This window comes from Myxococcus sp. RHSTA-1-4 (assembly GCF_020037125.1).
In the GTDB taxonomy this organism is placed as follows: domain Bacteria; phylum Myxococcota; class Myxococcia; order Myxococcales; family Myxococcaceae; genus Myxococcus.
Genome location: NZ_JAIQDG010000024.1, coordinates 134701 through 152323 on the forward strand (window position 1 = coordinate 134701; position 17623 = coordinate 152323).

Annotated in this window: 18 protein-coding genes and 1 pseudogene; 7 read left to right on the top strand and 12 right to left on the bottom strand. The window is 72.3% G+C overall.

Annotated features, from left to right (window positions below; all coding sequences use genetic code 11):
* Positions 1 to 53: 53 nt before the first annotated feature.
* Entirely contained in the window at positions 54 to 791 is a 738-nt protein-coding gene (locus K8638_RS29170) for an immunity 52 family protein (protein WP_223757933.1), read from the bottom strand.
* Between the two features lie 135 nt (positions 792 to 926).
* Between K8638_RS29170 and K8638_RS29175 the strand changes: the two genes are divergently transcribed.
* Together K8638_RS29175 and K8638_RS29180 are read left to right on the top strand one after the other, a co-directional pair.
* Positions 927 to 2894 carry a serine/threonine-protein kinase gene (locus K8638_RS29175; protein ID WP_223757934.1) on the top strand — a complete coding sequence of 656 codons (1968 nt, stop codon included), beginning with the start codon at positions 927 to 929 and terminating at the stop codon, positions 2892 to 2894.
* Positions 2895 to 2911: 17 nt separating this feature from the next.
* Positions 2912 to 3835 (top strand): DUF2381 family protein, encoded by a 924-nt coding sequence (locus tag K8638_RS29180; protein ID WP_223757935.1) that lies wholly within the window; start codon positions 2912 to 2914, stop codon positions 3833 to 3835.
* 223 nt (positions 3836 to 4058) lie between these two features.
* Here the strand turns inward: K8638_RS29180 and K8638_RS29185 are convergent, their stop codons facing one another.
* Entirely contained in the window at positions 4059 to 4418 is a 360-nt protein-coding gene (locus K8638_RS29185) for a TraR/DksA C4-type zinc finger protein (RefSeq protein WP_223757976.1), read from the bottom strand.
* A gap of 153 nt (positions 4419 to 4571) precedes the next feature.
* Here K8638_RS29185 and K8638_RS29190 point away from each other — a divergent pair, with 153 nt between their 5' ends.
* On the top strand, positions 4572 to 5384 hold the full coding sequence (locus K8638_RS29190; protein ID WP_223757936.1) for a YwiC-like family protein: 813 nt from the start codon (positions 4572 to 4574) through the stop codon (positions 5382 to 5384).
* A gap of 489 nt (positions 5385 to 5873) precedes the next feature.
* On the opposite strand, the pseudogene K8638_RS45340 reads toward K8638_RS29190, so the two are convergent.
* From K8638_RS45340 to nrfH, 4 genes and pseudogenes are all read right to left on the bottom strand, one after another.
* A pseudogene (locus K8638_RS45340) lies at positions 5874 to 6032 on the bottom strand (helix-turn-helix domain-containing protein); the annotation flags it as partial.
* Positions 6033 to 7003: 971 nt separating this feature from the next.
* Positions 7004 to 7651, bottom strand: coding sequence for an START domain-containing protein (locus K8638_RS29200; RefSeq protein WP_223757937.1), 648 nt, complete (start codon positions 7649 to 7651; stop codon positions 7004 to 7006).
* Between the two features lie 256 nt (positions 7652 to 7907).
* Positions 7908 to 9410 carry an ammonia-forming cytochrome c nitrite reductase subunit c552 gene (locus K8638_RS29205; protein ID WP_223757938.1) on the bottom strand — a complete coding sequence of 501 codons (1503 nt, stop codon included), beginning with the start codon at positions 9408 to 9410 and terminating at the stop codon, positions 7908 to 7910.
* A 24-nt stretch (positions 9411 to 9434) separates the two neighbouring features.
* Positions 9435 to 9980 (bottom strand): cytochrome c nitrite reductase small subunit, encoded by a 546-nt coding sequence (gene nrfH / locus K8638_RS29210; RefSeq protein WP_223757939.1) that lies wholly within the window; start codon positions 9978 to 9980, stop codon positions 9435 to 9437.
* Positions 9981 to 10146: 166 nt separating this feature from the next.
* Here nrfH and K8638_RS29215 point away from each other — a divergent pair, with 166 nt between their 5' ends.
* Positions 10147 to 11664, top strand: coding sequence for an HAD-IG family 5'-nucleotidase (locus K8638_RS29215; protein WP_223757940.1), 1518 nt, complete (start codon positions 10147 to 10149; stop codon positions 11662 to 11664).
* A gap of 35 nt (positions 11665 to 11699) precedes the next feature.
* Here K8638_RS29215 and K8638_RS29220 read toward each other — a convergent pair whose 3' ends face one another.
* The gene (locus tag K8638_RS29220) at positions 11700 to 12155 is read right to left on the bottom strand and encodes a DUF2267 domain-containing protein (RefSeq protein ID WP_223757941.1); all 456 of its coding nucleotides are present in this window, start codon (positions 12153 to 12155) and stop codon (positions 11700 to 11702) included.
* A gap of 190 nt (positions 12156 to 12345) precedes the next feature.
* On the opposite strand from K8638_RS29220, the gene K8638_RS29225 reads away from it, so the two are divergent.
* Together K8638_RS29225 and K8638_RS29230 are read left to right on the top strand one after the other, a co-directional pair.
* Positions 12346 to 12834, top strand: coding sequence for a hypothetical protein (locus K8638_RS29225; RefSeq protein WP_223757942.1), 489 nt, complete (start codon positions 12346 to 12348; stop codon positions 12832 to 12834).
* Positions 12835 to 13021: 187 nt separating this feature from the next.
* Positions 13022 to 13321, top strand: a complete 300-nt coding sequence (locus K8638_RS29230) for a hypothetical protein (protein WP_223757943.1) — start codon at positions 13022 to 13024, stop codon at positions 13319 to 13321.
* Positions 13322 to 13426: 105 nt separating this feature from the next.
* Here K8638_RS29230 and K8638_RS29235 read toward each other — a convergent pair whose 3' ends face one another.
* Positions 13427 to 14128 (bottom strand): DUF1361 domain-containing protein, encoded by a 702-nt coding sequence (locus tag K8638_RS29235; RefSeq protein ID WP_223757944.1) that lies wholly within the window; start codon positions 14126 to 14128, stop codon positions 13427 to 13429.
* A gap of 111 nt (positions 14129 to 14239) precedes the next feature.
* A complete protein-coding gene (locus tag K8638_RS29240; protein WP_223757945.1) occupies positions 14240 to 14890 on the bottom strand; it encodes a hypothetical protein in 651 nt (216 codons plus the stop codon).
* A 179-nt stretch (positions 14891 to 15069) separates the two neighbouring features.
* Here K8638_RS29240 and K8638_RS29245 point away from each other — a divergent pair, with 179 nt between their 5' ends.
* Entirely contained in the window at positions 15070 to 15468 is a 399-nt protein-coding gene (locus K8638_RS29245; RefSeq protein ID WP_223757946.1) for a hypothetical protein, read from the top strand.
* 65 nt (positions 15469 to 15533) lie between these two features.
* Here the strand turns inward: K8638_RS29245 and K8638_RS29250 are convergent, their stop codons facing one another.
* Genes K8638_RS29250 through K8638_RS29260 form a run of 3 tightly spaced genes read right to left on the bottom strand, consistent with a single transcriptional unit; the run spans position 15534 to position 17603 of the window.
* A complete protein-coding gene (locus K8638_RS29250; protein WP_223757947.1) occupies positions 15534 to 15851 on the bottom strand; it encodes a YciI family protein in 318 nt (105 codons plus the stop codon).
* Positions 15852 to 15873: 22 nt separating this feature from the next.
* Positions 15874 to 17055, bottom strand: a complete 1182-nt coding sequence (locus tag K8638_RS29255) for a trypsin-like serine protease (RefSeq protein ID WP_223757948.1) — start codon at positions 17053 to 17055, stop codon at positions 15874 to 15876.
* Complete coding sequence (locus tag K8638_RS29260) at positions 17052 to 17603, bottom strand: hypothetical protein (protein WP_223757949.1); 552 nt, start codon at positions 17601 to 17603, stop codon at positions 17052 to 17054. The genes K8638_RS29255 and K8638_RS29260 overlap by 4 nt, the downstream gene beginning before the upstream one ends.
* Positions 17604 to 17623: the final 20 nt, after the last annotated feature.

Genomic DNA, 17623 nt, shown 5'->3' on the forward strand with positions numbered 1-17623 from the left:
GCCCGCCAGGAGAGACAAGCAGCCAGGGCTCCCGCCACGGACAAAGCTCCAGGTCACCTCCCCGGATACACCGAGGGCTTCCACGGCCGCAGCGCGCCCAGCAGCTTCGCGCACCGCAGCGCCTCGCGGACCTGCGCGGCCAGCTCCACGTGCTCGGGATTGGAGGCCGAGAAGCGGTCGGGCGTCAGCACCACCAGCGTGCCCAGGCCCTCCACCGGCTCCACCTCGACGGGCTTCGGCAGCGGCGGCACCTCGCCCCGCCTGCGAGAGAAGTACATCATCCACCCCACGAACGTGCCCGCCCGCGCCCGGCCCGGCACCATGTCCCTGTGATTGTCCGACGTGGCCACCGCCCACTCGGGCTCCCACGCCAGCGCCATGCTCCGCAGCACCTGTTTCATCACCCCGGCGCTCACCACCCGCTCCGCCACCGGCCCGTAGGACGGCGGCTTCAGCAGGCACACCGCCGACGTCTGGTGGGACGCCGAGCCACACCGGAGGCTCACCCCCGTCACCTCGTCCCGGCGCTCGCCCGCCCAGGCCCACAGGCTGACGCCGTCCCCGGGCTCCTGGTTCTCCGGCCGCCCGAACATCCGCGCCAGGTTCGCCGCGTCCGGCTCGAAGGGCAGCAGCCTCGACGCCTCGAAGGACTCCGCGGCCTCACACCACCTCGCCCATGACGGGTCACACCGCCCCACCGAGCGGAAGAAGGTCTCCGCCCGCCTCGCGCACGCCTCCGCGGATTCCTTCCGGCCCAGCCAATACGCACCCGCGTACCAGGTCTCGTTCATCGTCAACCTCCCATGGACCTCTTCACCGGCTCCACTCCACCGGGGAGGTCCTGCGCCTTCGACAGAACACGCCAGGTCCCCACAACGCCACTCAACCTGCTAGGTTGACGGAAATCCAGGAGACCTCCCACGGCCATGCACTCGGACATTCCCAAGGTGAACCCGGACGCGCTGCCCCCCGGCACGGTGGTGGGCGGCTGCTGGCGCCTCCTCGAAAGGCTGGGCGTGGGCGGCTACGGCGCCGTCTACCGGGTGGAGGCCATCCACCACCCGGGCCCCTCCTTCGCGCTGAAGATGTCCCGGCAACCCTACGAGCCCCGCTCCAGGCGCGAGCTCACCCTGTTGATGGACCAGGCCGTCCACCCGCATGTGGTGGCCGTCCACGCCTGCGGGCGCTGGCCGGACGTCGTCTCCGGCCACTTCTTCTTCGTCATGGACTGGGTGCCCGGCCCCGCGCTCCACCTCTGGGCCGACCTCCACAACCCCTCCTTCCAGCAGCTCGCGGACGCCGCGCGCCGAGTGGCCCTCATCCTGGATGCCCTGCACGCCGCGGGTGTGCTGCACCGCGACCTCAAGCCCGAGCACATCCTCATGCGCGGCCCCCACGGCGACCCGGTCATCATCGACCTGGGCTCGGGTGACTACCTCGGCGCCCCCACCCTCACCACCGGCCCCCTGCCTCCCGGCACCCGCCACCTGCGCAGCCCCGAGGCGGTCCGCTTCCACCAGCGCCACTGGCGCCGCCCCGACGCCCACTACGTCGCCGCCCCCACCGATGACCTCTATGCGCTGGGCGTCTGCCTCTACCGCGCCGCCACCGGCCACTACCCGTTCTCTCCCGACTGGCCCGCGGACGTGCTGTACGCGGCCATCGCCTCGCAGCAGCCGCCGGCGCCCTCGGCGGTGAATCCCCGCGTGCCCGCCTCGCTCGGCGCCGTCATCCTCCGCCTGCTGGAGAAGGCCCCCGAGCGGCGCTTCGAGACCGGCGCCCAGCTCCACGAGGCGCTGGTCCAGGCCCTGAAGGAGCACCCCCGCGAGTCCTGGGAGGCTCCGCTCTTCGACTGGCATGAGGCACCGGCCGCCTCCGGTGATGCCGCCGTCACCTCCGCGCACGGCCACCGCACCCGCCGTCCGGAGTGGCCCACCCACACCCACCGGCCGCCCTCGATGGCGCGTGCGAAGCTGCTGCGCCTGTGGGCCGAGCTGCTCGGGGCCCTGCGCCCGCCTCCGAGGCCTGGCCCCCATGCGTCCCCCGGGAAGGCCGTGCTCGAGGGGAAGGCGCGCCGGGTGTACCCGCACCGGAGGCGGGCGCTGCTCGCGGCGGCGGGCCTCGCCATGGTGGCGGGCCTCGTGGCGCTGGGGGCTCGGGCATCGGGGACATGGCGGAACACTACCGCCCAGGTGAGGCACGAGGCAACCACCTCAGCCGGTCAGAAAATGGCCAGGCTCGCGGAGGCCCCCCACACTGCCCCGGTCGCAGTCCCGCCTCCGGCGGAGCCCACCCCTGCGGCCGCCGCCCCCGTGGTGGCGTCATCCCAGGAAGCCGCTCCCGTGAAGAAGAAGACCGCCCCCGTCCCCCGTCCCCAGGCCCCCCAGACGCCGGAGAAGAAGCCCACCGCCCACCTGCTGAAGACCGCCGCGGCGGCCGTGGCCTGCACGGGGCTCGCCTGCGCCAGCACGCCCGCGCTGGTGGAACAGCCCCTGCCCCCGGCCGAGAAGTGCCCGCCCGGGGCGGCGGCGGTGATGGAGAAGCTGGAGGTCCCTCTGGGAATCATCGTGTCGGGTGATTTCGCCGAGGAAACCGCCGGAGGAAACGTCACCGTCCGCGAAGGCCGGGCCAAGGTGGACTTCCTCACGAGCGTAGGAAAAATGCCCGGAAACGCGTGGTTGTCCGGGCATATCTACATCAGCAAGACGCGCGTCCATGGCCGCTTCACCTCGCTCCACATCAAAGACGCGCAGTATCCGGCCTGCTTCGAGATTTTCGACTTCAACGAACGCAGGCGCGGCGCCCCGCGGAAGCCCGGGGGCGACAACCAGAACGCCATCATCAACTCCCAGATTGGCCTCACGTACGTCCGCGACTTCGAGCGCTTCGAGTGAGTCGCGGGACCTCCCTCGTGTCCGCCCTGTTTCCCGGCCCGAGCCTCCTGCTCGTCCTGCTGTGCGGCACCGGCGCCGCCGCGCAGGCCCCCTCCATGCCCCAGGAGCGGCAGCAGGCCCGCCGCATCGAGCTGGGAACCGCGCCACGCCAGATACCGCCGGAAATCTCCATCCATCCGGGGACCGCCAGCCTCCTGCTGTTCGATACGCCCATCGCACACGGTGGGGTGGAGCTGGAGGGACGGGAGCGCTTCAGCCGCGTGGCCGTGGGCACCGACACCCTGGCCCTCCTCCCGTCGGAAGCGCTTCGCGAGGGAGAGCGCCTGCGGCTCACCGTGCGTTTCGAGGCGGGCACGGAGCCCGCCGAAGCGCGACTGCTCCTCGTGGTCCGAGAGCAGGCGGATGCCCAGCTGGAGTTCGTGCGCGCCCGGCGCCCGTCCGAGCCAACCCGGATGGACCCCTCCGGGTTGGCGGAGGAGCTCGAACGGCTGCGTGAGGAGAACGCACGGCTTCGAGCCGAACGCGGGCCGGGAGGACTGACCGGAGCCATCACCGCTTCGTGGATGCAGCGCCAGGGCATTGCCAACAAGCAGCTCCAGCGGACCGACCTCCGAATCACGGGCGCGGAGCTCCAGATGAAAGAGGCCGTGAGCTTCCGCGCCATGACGAGGGTCGCCGTGGATTTGACGGTGGCGCTCTCCCCTCACGAGCCCCCGTGGACGTCAGGGAGCGCGGTGCTCCGCGGCCCGGAAGGCCATCGGCTGCGCATCGTGCAGGTATGGCAGTCAGCCCCGCCGGAGGGAGCCCCTCCCGAGGTCCGCATCACCGTGGAAGCAGAGGCGAGCCGGCTCGACGCCCGGGGCACCTACATCCTGGAGCTCCGCGAGGCGGACGGGGACCGGACCCTCACATTCAGCCCGTTGACCTTCCCGGACCCGTGAGCCCGGCGCGCGGACACCGCTCATGCGCACAGTCTGGCGCCGGCCCATCGAGCCCCGACTCCGGGCACACGGCGGAACACGTGCCGCGCCGCGGCCGCGCACCTCATTCCGGCCCTCACCCCATCGACGCTCGGCTCCAGGTGCGCAGTGGGGCCATCACCGCCCCACGACCGCGCACTTCATTCCGGAGTCGGGCCCCGGCGCCAGGCACACAGCGGAGTACTCACCGTTCCTCTTCCGCGCACGTCATGCAGTGACGTGCCTCGGGGATGGCGCGGAGCCGGTGCCGGCCGATGGCGCCCCCACACCTCGCGCACCGGCCAAACTCCCCGCCGGCGATGCGTGCCAGCGCCTCCTCGATGTCCCTCAGCTCCCGCCGCTCGGCATCCGTGAGCGTCGCGTCATCGGCATCCAACTCTTCCACTGACGCCCGGGCTCGAGCCCGCAGGCGCTGGCTGCGCTGCCGCAGTGCTTCTTGGGCCTCACGGGCCAGCATGTCCATGTTCGCCTCCCACGGCGGCGAGTCCTGCAGCTCCACGCCGCGGCTACCTTGATTCTCGATTTCCAGCGTGGGAGGGGTCATTTCAGGAAGCGTGCCTTGCCGTCCCGAGGCGCCTCCCGGGGAAAGAAGCGCAAGGCTTGCGCGCCCTTGGGGGCCTTCCGCACCCGTTGCGCAGCCCCCCTGGCTCCGCCCTCCAGGTCCAGCCCGGAACGCCGCTTGCTCCTGTGGTGGCCCATGCTGATCCTCTCCGCCCGCCAGCACCTCCCCCTGCCCCGGCAGGCCCTCCTGCCGAGGGAGCACGGCGCCTACGTCCAGCTCGGTCTTCCCGTGGTCACCGCGCTCGCCATCACCGGCCCGAGCACCGCCGGCCTGTGGCTCACGGCCGCCGCGCTCGCCTGCTTCCTGGGCTACGAGCCCCTGCTCCTGGTGCTCGGCCAGCGCGGCGCCCGCCGCCGGGAAGAGGCGGGCTCCCTGGCATGGCGCCGGGGGCTGACACTCGCGGGCCTGGGGGTGTTCTGCGGGGTGCTCGGCATCCTGGGACTCCCGCCCGAGGCCCGGCCCTACCTCGCGCTTCCCGCCATCCTCGGCGCGGAGGTGCTGCTGATGACGTGGGGCCGGCAGGGGCGCACCCTCTCCGGTGAGCTGCTCGCCGGCCTGGCCCTGGGCGCATGGGCGGTGCCGGTAGCGCTCGCGGGCGGCATGGCCCCCGGCGCGGCACTGTCCCTCTGGGGCACGTTCGCCCTGGGCTTCTCGCTGGCGACGGTGGCGGTGCACGTCATCATCCGGGCCCACAAGCCGCGCGAGGACCGGCACCTGCCGCGCCTGGCGGGACTGGTCGCCGGAGGCTTCGGGCTTGCTGGCGCCCTTGTCTGGTCCATGACCTCGGGCGTGTCGCCGTGGCGCGTGGCGGCGCTGGTGCCCATGGCGGCCGTGGCACTCGGCGCCTGCGCCATGCTGCCCGCGCCGCGCCACCTCAAGCGCGTGGGCTGGAGCTTCGCCGCCGCGGGACTCGCCACCGCCGTCCTGCTCGCCGTCGGGCTGGCCTGATTCAGGAGATGGGTCAGGAGGACCGCCGGCCCCTCGGGGCCCGGAGTCTTCCGTCCGCCGCAACGCCTGCCAGAGGGCCTCACCCGCGGCGACGGCCTCGGCTTCGTCCACCGGCACCTCCGCCCACGCCGCCGCGCGCATCAACTCCGTCAGCGTCCCCCATACCAGCCCCTCTCCCACACGCGCCGCCCCCGCCGCCAACACCCCCTCACTCTCTCCCTCGCCCAGCACATCCCTCACCAACGCACGCACCGCCCACCCCGCCAGTCGCCCACCCGCCTCCTTCGGGCGCCAGTGCAGGAACGCGAAGCCGAACAGCCCGGGCTGCGCACCCGCCCACCACACCAGCTCCCCCCACAGCGCCAGGAAGGCCTTTCGCAAATCCCCCTTCGACTTCTCGTGCGTCCGCTCGTAGGTGCCTCGCGCTAGCTGGCAGAGGTCCTCCTCGGCGAACTCCCTCACCGCCTGCGCGAATCGCGGCTTGTCTCCGTAATGCCGGTACAGCGTCCCCACAGACACGCGCGCGACATGGGCCAGCTCTTCCGCACGCACGTTGTCGTAGCCACGCTGCGCCAGCAGCTCCGCCGCATCCCGCAGCACCCGCTCCCGGCACTGCTCCAGTATCCACATGCCCCTCCCCCTCACCATCCCCTCCTCCCCAAATGCATGCCCTTTGGAAGGAACGTTCCTTCCACTACGGCCTGTATAAACCGGGGGCCTGACATGGGGTCGGGTGCCGGCGGACGGATGCTGGTGGCCGGGCGCCTCTCGAGCCCAACACGAGCCCGTGCGCTCCGCGGACGAGGGTCCCCGTATGCGCCCTGCCGAGAACCTGACCTCGGATCGGCAGGCCGGCGGATGGATGCTGGAGGCCGGGCTCCTCGCGAGCCCAACACGAGCCCGTACGCTCCGAACGAAAGGCCCTGTCTGGCGTCCCCTGCCGAGAACCTGACCTCGGATCGGCGGGTCGGCGGATGGAGGCTGGCGGCCGGGCTCCTCGCGAGCTCAGCACGAGCCCGTGCGCTCCGGCCCCCGCGGGCCCTGTCTGGTGCCCTCCGCCGAGAGCCTGACCTCGGGTCGGCGAACCGATGATGGTGGCCAGGCGCGACTTGTCGACTCGGCACGGCTCGCGCGCTCCGGACCCGGCGGGCCCTGGCGAGCCGGCTCATGTGTTCATGAGCGCGAGGCCGGAACGGGCATGGCTGGACTCGGCACGGCTCGCGCGATCCGGACCTGGCGGGCCCTGGCGAGCCGGCTCATGTGCTCATGAGCGCGAGGCCGGAACGGGCATGGCGAGCCCCCGCGGTCGCGAGCCCTGCGTGGGCCCGGGCAGGTGTCGCTGCCGCCGCGAAGCCGAGGCGGAGGAGCAGCTCGCATGACCTCCATCGCGCGGTGCCGCCGCGAACCCGCTCCGTGGAGGAAGACGCGCTGACCGGTGGCGGGCATCGCGCGCAGTCCCTGTGCGCGGCGGCATGAGTTGTTCGCCCGGGAAGACGCGCTGACCGGTGGCGGGCATCGCGCGCAGGGCGCCTGATGCCGTGCGAGACTCGCGCAATCCGGCCGGCCGGCGCGCGCCTCATCCACGCCTCGGGTGCGCCACGCCGCCGCGCGGCGTCACGTCACTTCGCCTTCCGCCGCTCCTCACCGTGGAGCCGGGCCCGCTTCTCCACGGCGCGGAAGGTGTCCACCACGCCGTCCTTCTGGCCCATGTTGGCGAGGAAGCCGGGAATGGAGCCCGCGGGGTCCACGGTGAACTTGTACACGGCGTAGGACTTCCCCTCGCCGCGAGGCTCCACGCGCCAGCTTCCCTCGTTGAGGCGCAGGCGCACCGTGCTCCGGCGCTCGGGGATGGCATCCGGCTCCGCGGTCCACCGCTGGGCGAAGACTCCCGTGCCGTCCTCCGCCAGCCTGGACTCCATCACCAGCCGGGACACGTAGTCGCGCGACGACACCACGGGCAGGTCCAGCTTCGTGTACGTCAGCCGCGTTCCGTCCGGCAGTTCCTTGAGGGTGCGAGACTCCTTCACGTACGGCATCCACAGCCGGTACGAGTCCACGTCCGTCAGCACCGCCTGCACGTCCACGGCGCTGGCGGAGATCTCCCCTTCCGCCCACACATCCTTGGCGTGAGTGCCCGGCCGGGGGCGTACCTTCACCACGTAGGGCTTCTCCGCCACCGTCTCCCACGCCTCTTCCGCGCGAGACGTGCCGGCGGCCAGCACCACCACCGCGGCCATGACGGTCCCCCAGTTCCAAAGCATCCGCATGCGTCCCCTCCCGCGACCCGGCCCGGTGTGCAATCCCTGTATCGCACCTTTCCAACCGCCGGGCGACACGGGGCATTCACGCCCCGGCGAACGCATCGAGACCACCAGGCGGCCCGGGACATTCACGCCCCGGCGAACGCATCGAGACCACCAGGCGGCCCGGGACATTCACGCCCCGGGCGGACGCATGGAGCCCACCGGACGTCCCGGAGCCTCCACGCCCGGGGCGGACGAACCGGGACCGCCCGGAGGGCACTCAGTGAGCGGTGCCGCCCGTGCCCTCCGCGGGGCTGCCCACCGGCTTGCCGCCGGTGCCCGGGCCCGCGTGGGCGTCTCCCGCGCTGGCCGGGAGTGCGTCGGGAATCTCCGGCTTGAAGTTGGAGTCCCGCACGAGAATCTGCGCCTGGCGGATGAGGTTGGTGGCCTGTCCGAGGATGCGGGCGGCCTCCTCCGGCGCATGGAAGCCCATGGAGTTCTCCGCCTCGATGAAGTCCAGCATGAACTGGCCGCGCCGCTGGAGCGCGTACACGCCGGCCAGGTCCTGGTCCGTCTTCCCCGCCGCCTTCGCGGCCTTCACGTCGTTGACGAGCCCCATCAGCGCGTCCAGCCCCTGGTTGCGCAGCCGGAAGGTGCGCTCCTGGAGCGCCTCGGCGCGGGCGCGCAGCTCGGCCTCGGAGAAGTGGTGGCACGTCTGGCACGCGCGGTTGATGTTGAGCAGCGGGCTGCGCACGTGGTGGTCGCTGATTTTCTGCGCCCCCACCCGCGTGTACGGCATGTGGCAGTCCGAGCACGACACGCCCGAGCGCGCGTGCACGCCCTGGTTCCACATCTCGAACTCGGGGTGCTGCGCCTTCAGCACCGGCGCGCCCGTGTCCGCGTGCGTCCAGTCCTTGTGCGGGTTCTCGTCGTAGTACGCGAGGATGTTCTCAATCTTCAGGCCCTTGTCCCACGGGTAGGTGAGCGTCTTCTCCGGGCCCTTGAAGTAGTACTCCACGTGGCACTGGCCGCACACGTAGCTGCGCATCTCCTGGCGCGTGGCGTCGCGGTTGACGTTGTAGTCCTGCACGCCCTGCGCGGCCTTCATGCGCGCCATGGCCTGCATGAAGGCCGGCCGCGTCACGCGCAACTGCAGCGTCTGGCTGTCGTGGCAGTCGATGCAGGCCACCGGGTGCTCGGTCAGCTTGCGCGCCTCGAAGTAGGTCATGTGGTTGACCGCGTCGAAGCCCTTCATGAGGTCGCCGTCGCCCAGCTTCTTGTAGACGTTGTACGTGCTGGCGTGGCAGTGCAGGCACGTGCCCGGCTGCTTCGTCACCTGCTGGCGCTCGGTGAAGGTCTGGTCCGCCAGCATGTGCGCGTGGCCGCGCTCCTCGCGGAAGTCCTTGCTGAAGGCGTAGCCGGCCCACATCGTCTTCAGGCGCGGGTCCTCCTCCAGGCGGCTCTGGGCCACCACCGAGCGCGGGTCCGCCTGCGTGGGGGCATGCGGCACGGCCTCGCTGCCGCCGTACTTCGTGCGCACCTGGTCCACCGTGCGCAGGTACATGTCGTACTGGAGCGGGAAGTTCTTGCCCCAGATGGCCGGGTCCACCGTGTCATCGGTGAGCTCCGCCACTCGGAAGAACGGGTTTCGCGCCTCCTGCTTGCGCTCGAAGATGTTGGTGGCCAGCGCCACCGCGGCCGCGGCGGCCAGGGCGGACACCACGCCGACTCCCACCAGGAGCAGCAGTCCACGGCGCTTCACGGGCGCACTCGGGTTCACCATACGCGGCGGTTCCTCCAGGAATCTTCAGTCCAGTTGCATGTGTCCCACCGAGCGGTGGCAGCGCACGCAGCTCATCGTCCCGTCCCCGGGTGGCAGGTGCGGGCCGCCGTGCCGCTCGGTCTCCCCACGAGAGCCCCCCGCGCCCTCCGCCGACACCCGCACCAGCAGCCCCGGCTCGATGGCCTGGACGATGTCCTGGTGGCAGGAGCGGCACGCCGACTCCGTCACCTCCAGGTTGCGTGCACCGATGTGGATGGGCTCGTGGAAGTCCCCGGAGGTGAAGGCCACCGAGTGGTGCCAGCCATTCAGCGCCTTGGTGTAGTACTTCCCGAGGAAGTCGCGCGGGGCGTGACAGTCGTTGCACACGGCCACGCCGTGGTGGCTGCTCTTCACCCAGCCCGCGTACTGCTCATTCATCACATGGCAGTTGGCGCACGCGCTCGGGTCGTCCGTGAGGTACGAGCTCCCCTTCGCATAGACGAAGGTGAAGCCGACCACCCCGACGGCGGCACCAACGAGGACGGACAGCGCGACGGCGCTGATGGCGATGCGGCGGGAGACTCCGGGCATGGGCGGCTCTGTGAGCCCGCGGACGGTAGGCATCTTCCACCGGGCTTACAACCCGAACCACTCACGTGCCGGTCGATTTCCACCCGGAGGCATGTGCCCGCCACCTGACCGCGGATGCACGCGGGCATCGACTTTTGCCCCGGGCCGGGGCAAAGCCAGGGTGTCTATGCGCCCGCACCCTCCTGGTCCCCCGCCCGAGCGGGGCCTGTTCTGCAACCGCACCCTCAACCTGCGCGCCATCAAGGCCGTGGGTTACGACATGGACTACACGCTCATCCACTACCGCGTGGAGGCGTGGGAGCGCCGTGCCTACGAATACATCCGGGACAGGCTGGTCGCCCAGGGCTGGCCCGTGGGTGACCTCACCTTCGACCCGGCGCTCGCCATCCGCGGCCTCATCATCGACACGGAGAAGGGCAACCTCCTCAAGGCCAACCGCTTCGGAATCGTGAAGAAGGCCCTCCATGGCACCCGGCCCATGGAGTTCGACGCGCAGCGCGACGAGTACGCCAGCACGCTCATCGACCTGCACGAGCGCCGCTGGGTGTTCCTCAACACGCTCTTCTCCCTGTCCGAGGCGTGCATCTACGCGCAGCTCGTGGACCGGCTGGACGCCGGCCAGCTCCCGGGCCCCAGCCCCATGGGCTACACGGACCTCTACGAGCACGTGCGCAAGAATCTGGACGCCACGCACATGCAGGGGCGGCTGAAGGCGGAAATCATCGCCGACCCGGAGCGCTACGTCCTCGACGACCCGGAGACGCCGCTGGCGCTGCTGGACCAGCGCAATGCCGGCAAGAAGCTCCTGCTGATTACCAACAGCGAGTGGGCCTACACCGAGCCCATGATGCACTTCGCCTTCGACCGGCACCTGCCGGCGGGGATGACGTGGCGGCAGCTCTTCGACGTGGTGATTGTCTCCGCGCGCAAGCCCGAGTTCTTCACCACGCGCGCCCCGCTCTTCGAGGTGGTGGAGTCCGGCGGCGAGGCCCTCTTGCGGCAGCACTCCGGGCCGCTGAAGGAGGGCACGCCGTACTTCGGCGGCAGCGCCGTGGAGCTGGAGCGGCACCTGGGGATGAGCGGGGACCAGATTCTGTACGTGGGCGACCACATGTTCGGCGACGTGCACGTGACGAAGGACGTGCTGCGCTGGCGCACCGCGCTCATCCTCCGCGAGCTGGAGGACGAGGTGCGCGCCATCGCCGGCTTCCGCGCCACGGAGGCGCGGCTGGGCGAGCGCATGGAGCACAAGGAGCGGCTGGAGGCGGAGGGCTGCCTGCTCCGGCTGGAGCTGCAGCGGCGCCGCCTCCAGTATGGCCCCCGCTCGGAGACCCCGCCGGAGGCGGAGCTGGTGGCGCGGCAGGCCGAGCTGCGCGCGGAGCTGGAGGCGCTGGACGCGGAGCTGGCGCCCATGGCGCGCGCGGCCACCGAGCTGTCCAACCCCCTCTGGGGCCTGCTCACGCGCGCGGGCAACGACAAGAGCCACCTGGCGCGGCAGATGGAGCGCTACGCGGACATCTACACGTCGCGGGTGTCCAACTTCCTGTTCGCCACGCCCTTCGTCTACCTGCGCAGCCCGCGCGGCAGCCTGCCGCATGACCCGAGCCTGCCCGGAGGCACGCCCGTCTTCCCCTCCACGGATGCCGGCGGCGGCGGAGTGATGGGCACGGACGGCGCGGAGTAGCGGACCGGGCCCCGCCGCGCGACGCTCGCGGCGGCCTACTGCGTCAGGCGCCACAGCGCCTGCAGGTCCGGCGGCAGGTTGCTGGCGACGTCGTCCGCCTCACCCTCGGAGATGAGGTCCCGCATCGCGCGGAACACCGCGCGCACCAGGGGCTCCATCTCCTCCACCGGCTTCTCCAGGTCGTCCGCCACCGTCTGGAGGAACGCCTCCTTGCCGAAGCGCCTCGGCCGCTGTGGGCGCTGCTCCAGCGGCGGCAGGAACTCCACCAGCCGGCGCGGGAGCTGGGCCTCCAAATCCTTCGCCTCCGACGGGAGGATGCGCCGCTCCAGCGCGCGCAGCACCGCCACCGCCGCGCACTCCGCCAGCGCCGGCTCCATCTTCCCCACCTCGCACAGGTGGCGGATGAAGGCCGCATAGGTGGAGCGGGTGTGGGACTCGTGCCGCTGCGCGCGGCGCTCCGTCAGCTCACTCTCATTGGTGGGGCGCGTCATGGGTGGGGGCCTCCGTTCGCCCCGACAAGCTGCGCACGCCCCCGCTCCGCCCGCGCCAGCCGGCCGGCCGGGGGCCCTCCCGCGCCACCCCACTTCCAGGGTGGGGGCGGCGTAGGTCCGCGACATTACTGGACTTTCGTTCAGCGCCCGCCCGGAGAGGGGGCAGGGGGCCGGGGCCCGCCAGCGGGGCATGTCAGACCGCCCCAGTATGAGTTGTCCCGTGAGCCACTCGACCTCGCCCAGTTCGCCGTCGCGTGTCCTCGAGCAGCGCAACCTGCTCGGAGGGATGGACCTCATGCCCGTGCTCGGTCGCGGCAACCGCAAGCGCGGCCGCAGCTTCCACATCGCCTCCACGGGGCGCATCGGCTTCGCCGCGGCCCTGGCGCTGGTGGTGGAGCACGGCCGTCAGAAGGCCAAGGAAATCGGTGTCACGTCGCTGAGCCGCTGCCCGCGCTGCGGCCACATGGGCCCCACCGAGCAGGACTTCGGCTACCGCATCATGCGCGGCGAGCGCCGGCCCCAGTCCTGGTGCCGCGGCTGCCGGGGGCTGCACCTGGAGCCCTCCGAGGCCCACGTGTCCAGCACCACCGCCTCGGCCCCCAGCGAGGGCTGGCTCTTCCCGCCCGAGAGCACCACCAGCACCCGCCCGCCCCGCAAGGGCAAGCGCTCGTCGACATAGGGCCCATTCTTCCTCCGGGGGCACGGGGCCCTCCCCGGGTCGGACCCGTGGAAGGGCCCCTTCCCTCGGGGGAGGCCGCAGGCGGCCGGTGAGCACCCAGGCACGCGGCATGGCCCCCGTTCCGTCCCCCGGAGGGGGATGGAAAAGCCGGGGCGCCGTCCTTACCTCTCCACGGAAGGAGGGCATCATGGCCGTGCGGACCAAAGTGGCAGGTATCAAGAACAAGCGGCGGGTGGATGCGCACGCGGCCCAGCCCAGCGTGCAGGCCAGCAAGGGGCGCAAGACGCTGCCCCGGGACGACGCCGCCGCGCTGCGCCGTCAGAAGACGCTGGAGCGTGTGACGCTCGGCCCCGCCGCCGAGCTGCATGAGCCCAAGAGCCACCGTCGCCGCGCGACGACGCTCAAGGGCCGCAAGAAGGCGCCCAGCGAGATGAACGTGAAACACACGGGCGGCCCCAAGAGGCGCCTGCCCATCCACGGCGGCTGACGCCGGGAGGACGACTTTCGAGCACGGGACACCGCCTTTCGCCCGGGCACACCGGGCGGAGGCGGTGTCCTCGTGTCTCCGGGGCTCCGCCCGGGTGTGTCCCGGCTACGCGGCGCGGCGGCAGCGCAGGCGCGCGGCCAGCACCTCGAAGACGGCATAGGACAGCAGCACCAGCGCGGCGAAGAGGACGGTGAGCCGAGTCAGGTGCGGGAAGGCGCCGGGCTCGCGCAGGTGCGCGGCCATCGCGGACAGCAGGCGCTCCGGCTCGGCCAGCACGTCCCAGCTGTTCCACCGCTCCACGCGGCCCAGGTAGATGCCGTAGCCACACAGCACGGACGTGACGGCCACGAAGGCCCAGGCCCGGGCGCGGCCCCAGCGCCGCTCCAGCCACTCCTTCCACACCTCCAGCGACAACAGCCCCATCAGCCACCCGGTGGCGGCGAACAGCGCGAGCAGCGCCGCGTCGAACCAGAGCGGCACCACGGGCCGCTGGCGCAGGTGGATGAAGTCCGTGAGGAGGTAGGGCGCGTTGGGGAACAGCGCGAGCCACCCGAGGGCCAGCGGCGACAGCAGCCACCCGCGGCCCAGGCCCCTCGCCATCAGCAGGCGCGCGGCGAGCGACAGCACGTAGGGCACCCACGCCAGGAACAGGTTCCAGGTGAGGAAGGCGTAGCTGGCGCGCTCGCTCCAGTCGAGCCGGAGGGCCAGGAGGCCCACCGCGGCGGCGCTGCACAGCAGCACGGGAAGGACGCCATGGCGGTGCAGCACGGACCGGAGGGACGCGGGAGCGGGCGGAGTCTGGGTCATGGTGACGGTGCGGTGGCCGGGCCGCGCACCGTGGCCGGGAGACCACGGTGGAGGCCTGGGAAGAAACGTGCCCACCTCCCCAAGCAACGTCCAGGCCAGCGCCCGTGCCCCTCAGGACTCCGGGGGCCAGAGCGCGCTGATGCGCGGGTCCTCGGCCAGGTAGACGGCCCAGACGCGCTCCCCGGGGCGCCGCTGCGCGTCGGCGAGGTGGGGCGAGGGAATGCTCCCGAGGAATGGCTGGCCGTGGACGGTGAAGGCGTAGTCGAGCTGCACCACGCGCCCGGCCTCCAGCGAGGGGATGACGTGGCGCTCCACGCGCGTCAGCTCCGCCGGGGCGGGCAGGCCCCAGCGCAGGGCCCGGAGGCGGCGCCTCTGCTCGCGGCGGAGGGCCCCCGGCCAGCCGGAGCGGCGGAGCAGAAAGCCCACCCCGAGGAAGATGGCGGTCATCAACAGCAGGGGGCGGAGGAAGGCGAGCGCCACCGGCAGCATCAGCGCGCCCAGGGCGAGGAAGAGCGTGCCCAGGTCGTGATGCGCGCGCAGCTTCGGGCGGAGGATGGCCCGGCGCTGCGCCCGGGTGAGCCGGCGCGGGGGCAGGGGCGGCCGGGGCCCGCGCGAGGCCTCCAGCACGTCCGCCAGCGAGCCCCCACACACCTCGCAGCGCGCCTCCGGCGCCACGGGCACGGACGTCCCGCAGGCCGGACACACGAGGCGCGGCTCGAGGGGCTCCGGCGGCTCCATCGTCAGCGGTGGGCGGCGAGTCACGGTGCCATCATGAAACACCGGGGCGCGAACGTGCGCGGCCTCGTACCCGGGTACGGCGCGGATGGGGAGAGGTGGAGGCGGGGCCGGCTCGCGGCGGACACGGGCGCTGGGGCCCGCTCGCCCTGCTGCTCCCTGGCATCCAGGGAGGTTCATTCCTACCTGAGTGCCTGGGAGGTCTCATGCCTGAGAAGACTCGAGCAGTGCGCGTGAAGAGCGCGAAGAAGAAGGGCACGACGCTGGCCCTCAAGGCCACGGACGTGGGCAAGGCCGCGGGGGAGAGCACCCACAAGGCGAAGAAGAGCGGCCGGCGGGCGCTGGGCACCGCGGAGTTCACGGACCGCCACGTCAGCCCACGCCATCCCCCGGGGCGGGGCCTGACGGCGCGGAGCCAGAAGCTGCCGGTGCCAGGGCTGGGCAGCAGCACGTCGCGGCGCAAGACGCTGCCGGCCGAGGCCGCCGTGGGCTACCGCAAGGAAGGCACGGCCAAGCGCACCACGGGGCGAGGTGACACGACGCCGCTGAAGGCTGGCAAGGCCTACAAGCGCAAGGGCGCGCGCAAGACGAGCATCCGCGCCTGAGGTCTCCCGCCGCTGGCCGCGCCGCATGGGTGCGGACTGCTGGCACGGCTCGGGGGGCGCGAAGCTCAGCCGCGCACGCGGGAGGCGTCCACGCCAAGCAACGCCGCGACGGCGGGATGCACCCGCCCCGGGTCGATGGTGATGACCGTATACGCCGCGACGCCTGCCTGGACGAACGGGTCCTCGGTGGTGATGCGCTCCGCGGTGGCGCGGTCGATGCCTCGGGCGAGAATGGCGCCACCGAGGTCCGAGGGGACCGTCTGCCCGGACACGAGGAACGTCCCGTCCCGGTGGTAGCGCTCCAGGAAGCGGACGTGCTCCGCGATGTAGGGTTCCGACTCGCGCTCCGTCACGAGGTACCGCAGGACCAGCAGGTGCAGCATGTGTATTTCCTCCGCGCGGAGACTACCGCCGCGCGGCCCGCCGTGTGCCCCAGGTGACTCGCACCGAGAGCGCGAGCAGGCCGAGGAGCATGGAGCCCGGCGCGCTCGCGCAGCCGCCTGAATCGGCTTCCGGACCGGAAGGCTCCAACGGCTCCGGGTCGGCAGGGGGCGCGGTGCACGGGGTGAAGCAGCGGCACGCCTCATCGCCTTCCGGCTCCAGCCGCGCGCACACGCCGCCCGTGCCGCACGCGGCGTCCTCCGAACACGCCTCGCCGTAGTCGCCCGCCTGGAGCGCGGGCAGCAGGCAGCGGCCCGGCCCGCCCTCCACGGAGACACAGGCAAGCCCCGAGGGGCACTCGGCGTCACGCGCGCAGGTCTCACCGCAGAGATTCCCTGGCGGAAGCGTGGGCACGCCCGGAGCCGGCGCCTCCGCGAGGAACGGCCGGATGAAGCCGTCGAGCAGCGCGTCCACGCGCACGTTGATGGCCTCGTCCCGACAGGCGACGTCGCCGCTCGCGGTGAGTCCCACCAGGACCTCGCGCCCGCCGTCGCGCAGGAGCACCGGGCCCCCGCTGTCCCCCGCGCAGCTCATGCTCGGCGAGGGGCTGGCGTGAAACGCCGCGGACTCCACCCGTGTCACCGTCAGCGTCCCCTGCCGCCGGCGGCCGGCGGGAGCCTCGGCGTCCTTCGTGTCCCCGTAGCCGAGCACACGCACGCCCGTACCGGCGACCAGGGGAGCACTCGTGGAGTCCGGCAGCGGGAAGGGCGTCACGTCCACCGGCGCCGCGAGCCGCAGCAGCGCGGCGTCGTACGCGTGCGTCCTGGAGTCGTAGTCCGGGTGGATGACCGCGCGGGCCACGCGGGCGAAGCGGCCCCGGGGCGCGGGCTCCGGCTGGGGCAGCAGCACCTGGCCGAGGTAGACCTCGTGCGGCCCCCGCGGGCCGAAGATGGCGAGGCAATGCGCCGCCGTCAGCACCACGTCCGGGGCGATGAGCGCACCGGAGCAGAGCAGCATCGGCTCCTCGCCCGTGCACCGGGTACGGCGGGCGAGCAGCGCCACCGCGGCCCCGTCCTCGGGCGCGTCCGTCCCCTGCACGATGGGCCTCGCGGCCGTGCGCGGAGTGGACTCGGACGGTGCCTCGGCCACGGGATGGCAGGCGAGCAGCAGGGCCGCTGCCGTCACCAGCGCGAGCCCGGGCCTCATTCCGAGGACGACTCTTCCTTCACCAGCTCGTCCAGCTCGCGAATCTCCTCACGCAGCTCATGGAGCCGCGCCCGGTGGCGCTGGATGAGCATCTGGAGTTGCTCGCTCCGCCGCTCGTCACCGCGAGCCTCGGCGTCCTCGCGCTCGCGCTCCAGGCGCTCCACGTCGCGCCCCAGCAGCGCGGTGATGTGCGCCGTCTTCTCCAGCCGCCACTGCACCGTCCGCGGCAACTCCGGGGCAATCTCGTCGTTCTCCTGCGGAGGCGCGTTCTCCACCTCGGGCTCCGGCGCCACGTCCCCGGGCCCCAGCGCCACCACCGTGGCCGCCGGCCCCGCCGCTTCCGCGCTCGCGAGCACCGGCTCCACCCGCGCCGCGGTGGCCGGCTCGGGCACCGGCGCCGGTGGGGGCGGGGCAGCCTCGGACATGACGGGCTTCGCCACCGCCGGAGAGCCCGGCGGTGGCGGCGAATCCGGCCACAGCGCCACCATCACCAGGGACACGGTGAGCGCCACGACGGCGGCCAGCATCAGACGGTAACGAATCCTCATGTCTCGCCTGCCCTCCTCGC

Excerpts from the sequence above, each read along its gene's own strand:
- K8638_RS29170 (WP_223757933.1), bottom strand. The coding sequence starts at position 791 with ATGAACGAGACCTGGTACGCGGGTGCGTATTGGCTGGGCCGGAAGGAA.
- K8638_RS29175 (WP_223757934.1), top strand. The coding sequence starts at position 927 with ATGCACTCGGACATTCCCAAGGTGAACCCGGACGCGCTGCCCCCCGGC.
- K8638_RS29185 (WP_223757976.1), bottom strand. The coding sequence starts at position 4,418 with ATGACCCCTCCCACGCTGGAAATCGAGAATCAAGGTAGCCGCGGCGTG.
- K8638_RS29190 (WP_223757936.1), top strand. The coding sequence starts at position 4,572 with ATGCTGATCCTCTCCGCCCGCCAGCACCTCCCCCTGCCCCGGCAGGCC.
- K8638_RS29200 (WP_223757937.1), bottom strand. The coding sequence starts at position 7,651 with ATGCGGATGCTTTGGAACTGGGGGACCGTCATGGCCGCGGTGGTGGTG.
- K8638_RS29205 (WP_223757938.1), bottom strand. The coding sequence starts at position 9,410 with ATGGTGAACCCGAGTGCGCCCGTGAAGCGCCGTGGACTGCTGCTCCTG.
- nrfH (WP_223757939.1), bottom strand. The coding sequence starts at position 9,980 with ATGCCCGGAGTCTCCCGCCGCATCGCCATCAGCGCCGTCGCGCTGTCC.
- K8638_RS29215 (WP_223757940.1), top strand. The coding sequence starts at position 10,147 with ATGCGCCCGCACCCTCCTGGTCCCCCGCCCGAGCGGGGCCTGTTCTGC.
- K8638_RS29220 (WP_223757941.1), bottom strand. The coding sequence starts at position 12,155 with ATGACGCGCCCCACCAATGAGAGTGAGCTGACGGAGCGCCGCGCGCAG.
- K8638_RS29225 (WP_223757942.1), top strand. The coding sequence starts at position 12,346 with ATGTCAGACCGCCCCAGTATGAGTTGTCCCGTGAGCCACTCGACCTCG.
- K8638_RS29230 (WP_223757943.1), top strand. The coding sequence starts at position 13,022 with ATGGCCGTGCGGACCAAAGTGGCAGGTATCAAGAACAAGCGGCGGGTG.
- K8638_RS29235 (WP_223757944.1), bottom strand. The coding sequence starts at position 14,128 with ATGACCCAGACTCCGCCCGCTCCCGCGTCCCTCCGGTCCGTGCTGCAC.
- K8638_RS29245 (WP_223757946.1), top strand. The coding sequence starts at position 15,070 with ATGCCTGAGAAGACTCGAGCAGTGCGCGTGAAGAGCGCGAAGAAGAAG.
- K8638_RS29250 (WP_223757947.1), bottom strand. The coding sequence starts at position 15,851 with ATGCTGCACCTGCTGGTCCTGCGGTACCTCGTGACGGAGCGCGAGTCG.
- K8638_RS29255 (WP_223757948.1), bottom strand. The coding sequence starts at position 17,055 with ATGAGGCCCGGGCTCGCGCTGGTGACGGCAGCGGCCCTGCTGCTCGCC.
- K8638_RS29260 (WP_223757949.1), bottom strand. The coding sequence starts at position 17,603 with ATGAGGATTCGTTACCGTCTGATGCTGGCCGCCGTCGTGGCGCTCACC.